The sequence below is a fragment of the Brevundimonas sp. genome (genome assembly GCF_036405315.1).
Taxonomy (GTDB): domain Bacteria; phylum Pseudomonadota; class Alphaproteobacteria; order Caulobacterales; family Caulobacteraceae; genus Brevundimonas.
In genome coordinates this window covers 1-8,940 of sequence record NZ_DASWXW010000070.1, presented here as the reverse complement: position 1 = coordinate 8,940, position 8,940 = coordinate 1, and the positions used below count along the sequence as shown (strand labels likewise).

General features: G+C 66.3%; 6 protein-coding genes and 1 pseudogene. 4 read left to right on the top strand and 3 right to left on the bottom strand.

Annotated features, from left to right (window positions below; translation table 11 throughout):
• Window positions 1-284 precede the first annotated feature (284 nt).
• The 3 genes from rplJ to VGE49_RS04600 all read left to right on the top strand — a co-directional run bounded on the left by rplJ (window position 285) and on the right by VGE49_RS04600 (window position 2,066).
• Window positions 285-800, top strand: a complete 516-nt coding sequence (rplJ, locus tag VGE49_RS04610) for a 50S ribosomal protein L10 (protein WP_207826342.1) — start codon at window positions 285-287, stop codon at window positions 798-800.
• A gap of 55 nt (window positions 801-855) precedes the next feature.
• Entirely contained in the window at window positions 856-1,236 is a 381-nt protein-coding gene (gene rplL / locus VGE49_RS04605; RefSeq protein ID WP_105563615.1) for a 50S ribosomal protein L7/L12, read from the top strand.
• Between the two features lie 149 nt (window positions 1,237-1,385).
• Entirely contained in the window at window positions 1,386-2,066 is a 681-nt protein-coding gene (locus tag VGE49_RS04600; protein ID WP_331033401.1) for a type 1 glutamine amidotransferase domain-containing protein, read from the top strand.
• Window positions 2,067-2,124: 58 nt separating this feature from the next.
• Here VGE49_RS04600 and VGE49_RS04595 read toward each other — a convergent pair whose 3' ends face one another.
• The 3 genes from VGE49_RS04595 to VGE49_RS04585 form a co-directional block, all read right to left on the bottom strand.
• Window positions 2,125-4,125, bottom strand: coding sequence for a M61 family metallopeptidase (locus VGE49_RS04595; RefSeq protein ID WP_331033400.1), 2,001 nt, complete (start codon window positions 4,123-4,125; stop codon window positions 2,125-2,127).
• A 47-nt stretch (window positions 4,126-4,172) separates the two neighbouring features.
• Window positions 4,173-6,116, bottom strand: a complete 1,944-nt coding sequence (locus VGE49_RS04590; RefSeq protein WP_331033399.1) for a M61 family metallopeptidase — start codon at window positions 6,114-6,116, stop codon at window positions 4,173-4,175.
• A gap of 97 nt (window positions 6,117-6,213) precedes the next feature.
• Window positions 6,214-6,735, bottom strand: a complete 522-nt coding sequence (locus VGE49_RS04585) for an FKBP-type peptidyl-prolyl cis-trans isomerase (protein ID WP_331033398.1) — start codon at window positions 6,733-6,735, stop codon at window positions 6,214-6,216.
• Window positions 6,736-7,197: 462 nt separating this feature from the next.
• On the opposite strand from VGE49_RS04585, the pseudogene VGE49_RS04580 reads away from it, so the two are divergent.
• Window positions 7,198-8,940 (top strand): annotated as a pseudogene (locus VGE49_RS04580) (DNA-directed RNA polymerase subunit beta); the annotation flags it as partial.

The window sequence follows — 8,940 nt, the reverse complement described above, 5'->3', positions numbered from 1 at the left end:
GCCGTGTATAGAGCGCGGCTTCTCGTCAGGGCTTCGGCCTTGGCGGATCCTGTCCGAGAACTTCGGGACGCGGGGGTCGCCTGCGTCATAATCGTCAGAGAGCCTTCTGACGCCGTGGGGAGATGGGGATGCAAAGACCTTTCATCCAGCCGTTTTCGGCCGGATAGGCCTGCTTCCTTCGGACAATAAGACCGGCCTGAACGCTGTGCAGCGATGCATGGCGCTTAAGCCAAATCCGTCGTCGGGAATTAGCCCGGCGGCGAATACCAAAACTGGAGACCGCAATGGACCGCGCACAAAAAGCCGAGTCGATCGAATCGCTGAAAAGCGTGTTCGCCGACGCGGGCGCCGTGGTCGTGACCCACAACCTGGGTCTGACCGTTGCGGAGATGGAAGACCTGCGTGGTCGCCTTCGTAAAGAAGGTGGCGCGTTCAAGGTGGTGAAGAACCGTCTGGCGCTGAAGGCGCTGGGCGTCGAGGAAGGCAGCGCCTACCACGATCTGTTCAAGGGTCCGGTGGGCATCGCCTACGCCGCTGATCCGGTCACCGCTGCGAAGGTCGCGGCTGAATTCGCCAAGGGCAACGACAAGTTCAAGCTCATCGGCGGTTTCATGGGCGACAAGGTGCTGGACGCTGCTGGCGTCGACGCCCTGTCCAAGCTGCCGTCGCTGGACCAACTGCGTGGCAAGCTGATCGGCCTGCTGCAAGCCCCGGCGACCAAGGTTGCTGGCGTCCTGCAAGCACCCGCCGGCCAACTGGCTCGCGTCTTCAACGCGTACGCGACCAAAGACGCCGCCTAAGCCTCGTCATCTCTGCATATCTCTCTGAAACTCATCCTACCGAAGGAAGACTAAAATGGCTGATCTCGCCAAGATCGTTGAAGAACTGTCGGCTCTGACCGTCCTGGAAGCCGCTGAACTGTCGAAGCTGCTGGAAGACAAGTGGGGCGTCTCGGCTGCTGCTCCGGTCGCCGTTGCTGCCGTTGGCGGCGCTGCTGCTCCGGCTGAAGCTGCTGAAGAGCAAACCGAGTTCACCGTTGTCCTGGTTGACGGCGGCGACAAGAAGATCAACGTGATCAAGGAAGTCCGCGGCGTCCGCACCGACCTGGGTCTGAAGGAAGCCAAGGACCTGGTCGAAGGCGCTCCGCAGAACGTCGTCGAGAACGTCTCGAAGCAAGTCGCCGAAGAGCTGAAGAAGAAGCTCGAAGAAGCCGGCGCCAAGATCCAGATCAAGTAAGATCGGATTTTGCGCTTCGACCCTCGGGTCGAGGCTCAGACTTCAAGGAACGGGTCGGAGGGAAACCTCCGGCCCGTTTTCTTTTGAGCGCGACTGGCGGGACGGGGAAGGCGAGACCATCTCAGCGGCCTCACACAAGGATGCGCCCCATGAAGATCCTGATGGTCCTGACCTCCCACGACCAGCTCGGCGACACCGGCCAAAAGACCGGCTTCTGGCTGGAAGAGTTCGCCGCCCCCTATTACGCTCTGAAGGACGCGGGGGCTGAAATCGTCATCGCCTCGCCCAAGGGCGGACAGCCGCCGCTGGACCCCAAGAGCGACGCCGAGGACGCTCAGAGCGACGACACCCGCCGCTTCAAGGCCGACGCCGAGGCGAAGGGCGCGCTGGCGACCACGCAGAAGCTGGCCGAAGTGAAGGCCGGGGATTTCGACGCCGTCTTCTATCCCGGCGGGCACGGGCCTCTGTGGGACCTGGCCAATGATCCGGTCTCCATCGGTCTGATCGAGGCCTTCGCGGCGGCGGGCAAGCCGATGGGCTTCGTCTGCCACGCGCCGGGCGTGCTGAAGGATGTGAAGGGCGCGGACGGCCAACCCCTGGTCAAGGGCCGGAGCGTCACCGGCTTCACTAACAGCGAGGAAGAGGCCGTAGGCCTGACCCAGGTCGTGCCCTTCCTGGTGGAGGATGTCCTGACGGCGCGCGGCGGCCGCTACAGTAAGGGCGCCGACTGGGGCTCATATGTCCTGACCGACGGGACGCTGGTCACGGGCCAGAACCCGGCCTCGTCGCGCGAGGCGGCCGACGCCCTGTTGGCCTTGCTGAAGGCCTAACGAGAGAAGAAAGGCCCGGGATCGCTCCCGGGCCTTTTATGTTTGAGGAGCTGCCCTGTTAGCGACGACGCGGGCTGAGGATGTCGCCGATGCGGTCGGGCGTGCCGGGGATGCGTTCCAGGCGCGGGTAGCGCAGGCCGTCGTGGTAGTCGAAGGCCACGGTGCGGTAGCGGTCGCCGTTCTTGAGCAGCAGGCTGATCGGCTTGTCCGTGCCCTTGGCGGCGGTGACGGCGTCGCGCAGGACCTCGGCCGAGGCGGCGCGGTCGTTGACGGCGACCAGTTCCCAGCCCGGACCGATGTCGGCCTCGAAGGCGCGGCCGCCCCAGCGGACGCCGGTCAGCTTGTTCGACGAGGACAGGGTGAAGCCCAGCGAGTACTGGAAGTCGGTGGCCCAGCCGGACTGAATGCGCTTTTCGCCGGGGGTCAGGCTGTCGGTGTAGGTCAGGCGGTAGCCGCCGCGGGCCAAGCCGTCCAGCGGGGCCTTGGCGTCGGGACCTGTCGCGTCCAGGCGGGTGCGCAGGAAGGACGCCCAATCGTGCGGATGGACGGCGTTCAGGGCCGCGACGACGTCGTCAAAGGTATAGCCGCGCGGGGCCCAGGAGCCGTCATCGCCGCCGAAGAAGCCCTTGGCGAAGTCGTCCAGAGACTTCCTGCCGTCCGTCGCCTCGCGGATCAGCGTGTCGGCGTCCAGCCAGATCAGCAGGCTTTCGCGGTAGTAGTCGCCGGTGCCGCGCATCCACGAAGCATAGGGATTGCTGGTCCGGTAGCCGAGCAGGTTGTGGTTGTTGACGTCCTGCAGCGGACGCCAGGCGCGGCCCGGCTGGTTGTCGTAGAAGGCGGCGTTCTCGGCCAGGCTGACCAAGATGTCATCCTTGGAGGCCAGGCCCGACCGCGCGGTCAGCACATCGCCCCAGTATTCCGTCTGGCCCTCATAGACCCAGAGCAGGGTGTTCTGGGTCGGGATGTTGTGGTTGGCGGTCAGCTCGTCGGCGGGGCGCTGGCGCTTGCCGTTCCAGGCGTGGACGAACTCGTGCGGCAGCAGGCCGACGGCGCCCAGGTCCTTGCCCCAGGTGGTGAAGAAGTCGGTCGGGACCGAGTTCTCGGAAGAGCGGTGATGCTCCAGCCCGATGCCGCCCATCTTGGACGTGGCGGCGACCAGGAAGTCGTAGCGGTCATAGGGACGGGCGCCGAACAGGCGGTCGGTCTGGGTGACGAGGTTCTCGAACCAGGCGATCTGCTCCGGCGTCGGGGCGATGTTCTTGGCTTCGTCGGCGACGATGTTCAGGTGGACGGCCTCGCCCCTGGGGTCGATCTCGATCCGGCGGTAGTGGGCGCCGCCGAACAGGGGGCTGTCGATCAGGGTGTAGAGGTCGGTCGGGCGGAAGGTGGCGACGCCGTTCTCGTAACGCTCGGTGTCCAGGGCCACGCCATACTGCCAGCCCTGCGGCAGGCGGATGGAGGGGGCGAAGGTGATGCCGGTCGAGCGGTAGCCCGCGGGATAGAGCAGGGCCTTCTCCCACTGCAGGTTGACCATCTCGGGGGTCATGACCACGCGCCAGTTCGAGCTGTCGGGCTGGGTCAGCCACTGGAACTCGACCACGATCTCGCTGACGCCCTGGGGCACGTCGATGTGGAAGGCGTAGGGGTCGATGGTGTCGCGCAGCCAGTCGATGCGCCCGGACCCATCGACGCCGCCGCCAGTCACCGTCACGCCCGAGATCAGCTGGATCGGGCCGGTGTCTGCGTGGTTGCCCGGCAGGAACTTGGGATAGAGGAGGACCAGCGGGCCAGCCTTGACCGGGATGGTCTGGCGGACGCGGACGATCTTGCGCTCCACGTCTGTAGCGTCGACCTCATACTTGATGACGCCAGGGTAGGTCTCGGCCGTTGGCGCCGGGATGGGCGGCAGGGCGCGCGGCAGGCCCAGGGGCGTGTTCTGGGGCGTCGGGACGGCCGGGGCCTGCTGGCCGGTCCAGGCCTGAGGGGCGTGAGCCAGAGCGGTCGAGGCGACCGAGGTCAGCAACAGGGCGAGAGCGGCGGCGGGCAGGCGTCGGGTCATCGGGAATCCAGAAATCGAGTGCAGGCAGGCGTTAATAGCAGGGCGAACTAGCGGCGGCGGGGCGACAGGATGTCGCCCAGCCGGTCCGGCGTGCCCTCGATCCGCTCCAGATGCGGGTAGCGCAGGCCTTCGTGATAGTCGAAGCGGACAGTCTTGAAGACATCGCCGTTCTTCAGGATCAGCTCGATGGGCTCCGACGATCCCTTGGCGGCGGTGACGGCCGCCTTCACCACGTCGGCCGAGGCGGCGCGACCGCCGACGGCGACCACTTCCCAGCCCGAGGTCAGGCCCTGCTGGAAGGCCGGGCCGCCCCACAGGACGGAGGTGATCTTGTTCGCCTTGTTCATCATGAAGCCGAGCGAATAGGTAAAGTCGTTGCGGCCCAGTTCCTTATGGAGGGCGCCCATGTAGCCGGAGGGCTCTTCCTTGAAGACCAGGCGGTAGCCGCCGCGCTCGATGCCGTCCAAGGGGCCGCGCGAGGTCGGGCCGACGGCGTCCAGGCGCTCGCGCAGGAAGGCGGGCCAGTTGTTCGCCTGCACCCCGTTCAGGGTCGAGGTCACGGTGTCGAACGTGTAGGGGGCCGGGTTCCAGTCGCCGTCCTGGGCGCCGAAGAAGGCCTTGGCGAAGTCGTCCAGCGACTTCTTGCCGCCGGTCTGCTCGCGGATCAGGGTGTCGGCGTCCAGCCAGATCAGCGAGCCCTCGCGGTAATAGTCCTCGCTGCGCTGATAGCTGCCCCAGGGCTGCGGGCGGCGCTGGTTGATGATGGGGTCGTTGGTCGTGTCCTGCATGGCGCGCCACTGGCGGCCGGGGATGTTCTGGAAGCTGGCGGCGGTCATGGCCAGGACGTCCAGGGCCTGCTGCTTGCTCATCAGGCCCGCGCGGGCGGTCAGGACCAGGCCCCAGTATTGCGTCTGGCCCTCATAGACCCAGAGCAGGGAGTTCTGCAGCGGCTCGTTGAGGTTGGGCGTCATCTGGTCGGCGGGGCGGCGCCACTTGCCGTTCCAGCTGTGAGTGTATTCGTGGCCCAGCAGGTCGCGGTCGGCCAGGGTGGCTTCGCGGTCGGTGAAGTATTTCACATCGACGCTGTTCTCGGACGAGCGTTGGTGCTCCAGGCCGATGCCGCCCAGCTTGTCGGTCACGGCCAGCAGGAAGTCGTAGTGGTCATAGTGGCGGGCGCCGAAGAGGCGGTCGGCCTGCTGGACCAGGTTCCGGTGCAGCTGGATATGCTCGTCGGTCGCTTCCAGCATCCTGGCCGTGTCGGCCACGACGTTGAGGCGAACCGGGGAGCGGCCGCCCGGATCGAGGTCGATCTGGCGGTAGTGCTGACCGGCGAAGACGGGGCTGTCGGCCAGATGGTCGAGGGTGATGGGGGCGAAGGTCGCCAGGCCGTTCTCGAAGCTGACGGTGTCGAGACCGGCGCCGTAGTTCCAGCCAGTCGGCAGCTTCAGGGTCGGCTTGAAGGTGATCTGACGCGAGTAGTAACCGGCGGGATAGAGGAGGGCCTTCTCCCACTGGATGTTCAGCATCTCGGGGGTGACGACCACGCGGCCCTGATTGCCCTCGATCGGGGTCAGCCACTGGAAGGCGACCTCGATCTGGCTGACGCCGGCGGGCACGTCGATCTGATAGGCCCAGGGCTGGACGGTGTTGCGCACCCACTCCAGCCGCTGGCCGTTGGCGGTGAACGTCAGGCCACCGACGTTGGCGACGGGACCTGCGGGGCCATGGTTGCCGGGAATCCACTGGGGATAGAGCAGGATCATCGGCCCGGCCTGGGTGACGGGAATGGTCTGGCGCACCTGGATCAGGCGGCGGTCGATGTCGGTGGCGTCCACGTCGATGTTGATGACGCCCGGATAGGCCTCGTCGCGAGGGGCCGGGATCGGCGCCAGGGCCACGGGCAGGGCGGGCGTGCCGACCTGGGCCAGCGCAGGCGCGCCTATCGAGATCAGCAGGGCGGCGGCGCTGACGGCCAGGGCGATACGCTTCATCACAGGAAATCCGGAAACGGCCGCCCCCATGCGGCCCGACGGGGGCGCAGACCACAATGTGTCGCACCCTGCGTCAAGGCCGTATGACAAAGCCGTGTCAGGCTGCGGGATTTACTTCCAGCAGTTCGACGGTGAAGCGCAGGACCGAGTTCGGCGGGATCTCGCCGCCGACCCAGCGCGCGCCATAGGCCAGGTCGGCGGGGATGACGAACTCGTAGGTTTCGCCGGTCCGCATCAGGGCCACGCCCTCGGTCCAGCCCTTGATGACGCGGTTCAGCGGGAAGCTGGCGGGTTCGTTGCGCGAATAGGAACTGTCGAACTCGCGCCCGTCGATGAAGGTCCCGCGATAGTGAACCTTGACCGTGTCCGTCGCGGTGGGCTGGACGCCGTCGGGCTTGGCCTTGCCGACGCGGCGGTACTGAAGACCGGACGGCGTCGAGGTCCAGCCGCGACGCTGGCCGTTCCACATCAGATAGGCGGCCTGGCCGACCTCCCAGTTCTCCTGGGTGGCGGGGCCTTGCGGCACGACCTGGGCGGTCGTGGCGGGCGCGGTGGCGCAGGCCGACAGGGTCAGGGCGAGGGCGGACGCGGCGAGCGCGGGCAGGGCGATACGGTTCATAAGGCTAGGCTTAGCATAAGGAATGGCGGTGTCGATGCGGGGCGCCCTGACGCGCCGTCATCCCGGCCGCAGCGAAGCGAAGAGCCGGGACCCAGGCGTTTGATCCTGGCGGGTCGGCGCTGGTAAGCCGCCGCCTGGGTCCCGGGTTCGGCTGCGCCGCCCTGGGAGGACGGCTGGTTTTACTGTCTTGCGGGGCCTTTATTTCGCCGGAGATCGGCGTATATATGCCGCTCCGCAGATTCCATGAATCCCGCGCGAAAGCGCCGAGGCCCGGTTTGTCGCCCTCCGACCGGTGCGCAGGCGTCGCCCCTTTCCCAAGGGGCGGGCATATGAGGCGCCCTGATCCCGCCGTGGGTCGAGGGTGGGCGCCGCGAGAACTTTCGGTCACGGATCGCCGTTCGGCGTTCCGTGGCTGCTGCATTGACGTCGGGCCGTTATTCGGCTCGCGATTGGGAAAACAGAATGGCAAACTCCACTGACGGTCTCGCCCTGGGTAAGATCGCCTCCGCCACCTCGTTCACCGGAAAGAAGCGCATTCGTCACTCGTTCGGGCGCATCCCCGAAGCGGTGAAGATGCCGAACCTGATCGAGGTTCAGCGCGCTTCCTACGAGCAGTTCCTGCAGCGCGAAGTGCGCAGCGGTCTGCGCAAGGACCAGGGCATCGAGGCGGTCTTCAAGTCGGTCTTCCCGATCAAGGACTTCAACGAGCGCGCCGTCCTGGAGTACGTGTCCTACGAGTTCGAGGACCCCAAGTACGACGTCGAGGAATGCATCCAGCGCGACATGACCTATGCCGCGCCGCTGAAGGTCAAGCTGCGCCTGATCGTCTTTGAGACCGAGGAAGAAACGGGCGCCCGTTCGGTCAAGGACATCAAGGAGCAGGACGTCTACATGGGCGACATCCCGCTCATGACGGACAAGGGCACCTTCATCGTCAACGGCACCGAGCGCGTGATCGTCTCGCAGATGCACCGTTCGCCGGGCGTCTTCTTCGACCACGACAAGGGCAAGACCCACTCTTCGGGCAAGCTGCTGTTCGCCGCCCGCGTCATTCCCTACCGCGGCTCGTGGCTGGACTTCGAGTTCGACGCCAAGGACGTGGTCTACGTCCGTATCGACCGTCGCCGCAAACTGCCGGCCACCAGCTTCCTGCTGGCCCTGGGCATGGACGGCGAGGAAATCCTCAAGACCTTCTACGAGACCGTCCCCTACGAGAAGCGCGGCGAAGGCTGGGTCACGCCCTACAAGCCGGAACGCTGGCGCGGCGTGAAGCCGGAGTTCGACCTGGTCGACGCCGACACCGGCGAAGTGGTCGCCCAGGCCGGCCAGAAGATCAGCGCCCGCGCCGCCAAGAAGCTGGCCGACGGCGGTCTGACCTCGCTGTCGCTGGCGGCTGACGCCCTGCTGACCAAGTATCTGGCCGCCGACGCCGTCAACTATGAGACCGGCGAGATCTACGCCGAGGCCGGCGACGAGCTGGACGCGGAATCGATCGCCCTGCTGGAAGAGCACGGCTTCACCACCATCGACGTGCTGGACATCGACCACGTCACGGTCGGCGCCTACATGCGCAACACCCTGCGCGTGGACAAGAACACGGGTCGTGAAGACGCCCTGTTCGACATCTATCGCGTCATGCGTCCGGGCGAGCCGCCGACCCCGGAAGCCGCCGAAGCCATGTTCAACTCGCTGTTCTTCGACAGCGAACGCTACGACCTGTCGGCCGTGGGCCGGGTCAAGATGAACATGCGTCTGGAGACCCCCGAGGTTTCCGACGAAATCCGCGTCCTGCAAAAGGACGACGTGCTGAAGGTGCTGCAGATCCTGGTCGGCCTGAAGGACGGCCGCGGCGAGATCGACGACATCGACAACCTGGGCAACCGTCGCGTCCGCTCGGTCGGCGAGCTGCTGGAAAACCAGTACCGCGTCGGCCTGCTGCGGATGGAGCGCGCCATCAAGGAGCGCATGTCCTCGGTCGATATCGACACGGTCATGCCGCACGACCTGATCAACGCCAAGCCGGCCGCGGCCGCCGTGCGTGAGTTCTTCGGCAGCTCGCAGCTGTCGCAGTTCATGGACCAGACCAACCCGCTGTCGGAGATCACCCACAAGCGCCGCCTGTCGGCGCTTGGCCCGGGCGGTCTGACCCGCGAGCGCGCCGGCTTCGAAGTCCGCGACGTGCACCCGACCCACTACGGCCGGATC

Excerpts from the sequence above, each read along its gene's own strand:
- rplJ (WP_207826342.1), top strand. The coding sequence starts at position 285 with ATGGACCGCGCACAAAAAGCCGAGTCGATCGAATCGCTGAAAAGCGTG.
- VGE49_RS04590 (WP_331033399.1), bottom strand. The coding sequence starts at position 6,116 with ATGAAGCGTATCGCCCTGGCCGTCAGCGCCGCCGCCCTGCTGATCTCG.
- VGE49_RS04585 (WP_331033398.1), bottom strand. The coding sequence starts at position 6,735 with ATGAACCGTATCGCCCTGCCCGCGCTCGCCGCGTCCGCCCTCGCCCTG.
- VGE49_RS04595 (WP_331033400.1), bottom strand. The coding sequence starts at position 4,125 with ATGACCCGACGCCTGCCCGCCGCCGCTCTCGCCCTGTTGCTGACCTCG.
- VGE49_RS04600 (WP_331033401.1), top strand. The coding sequence starts at position 1,386 with ATGAAGATCCTGATGGTCCTGACCTCCCACGACCAGCTCGGCGACACC.
- rplL (WP_105563615.1), top strand. The coding sequence starts at position 856 with ATGGCTGATCTCGCCAAGATCGTTGAAGAACTGTCGGCTCTGACCGTC.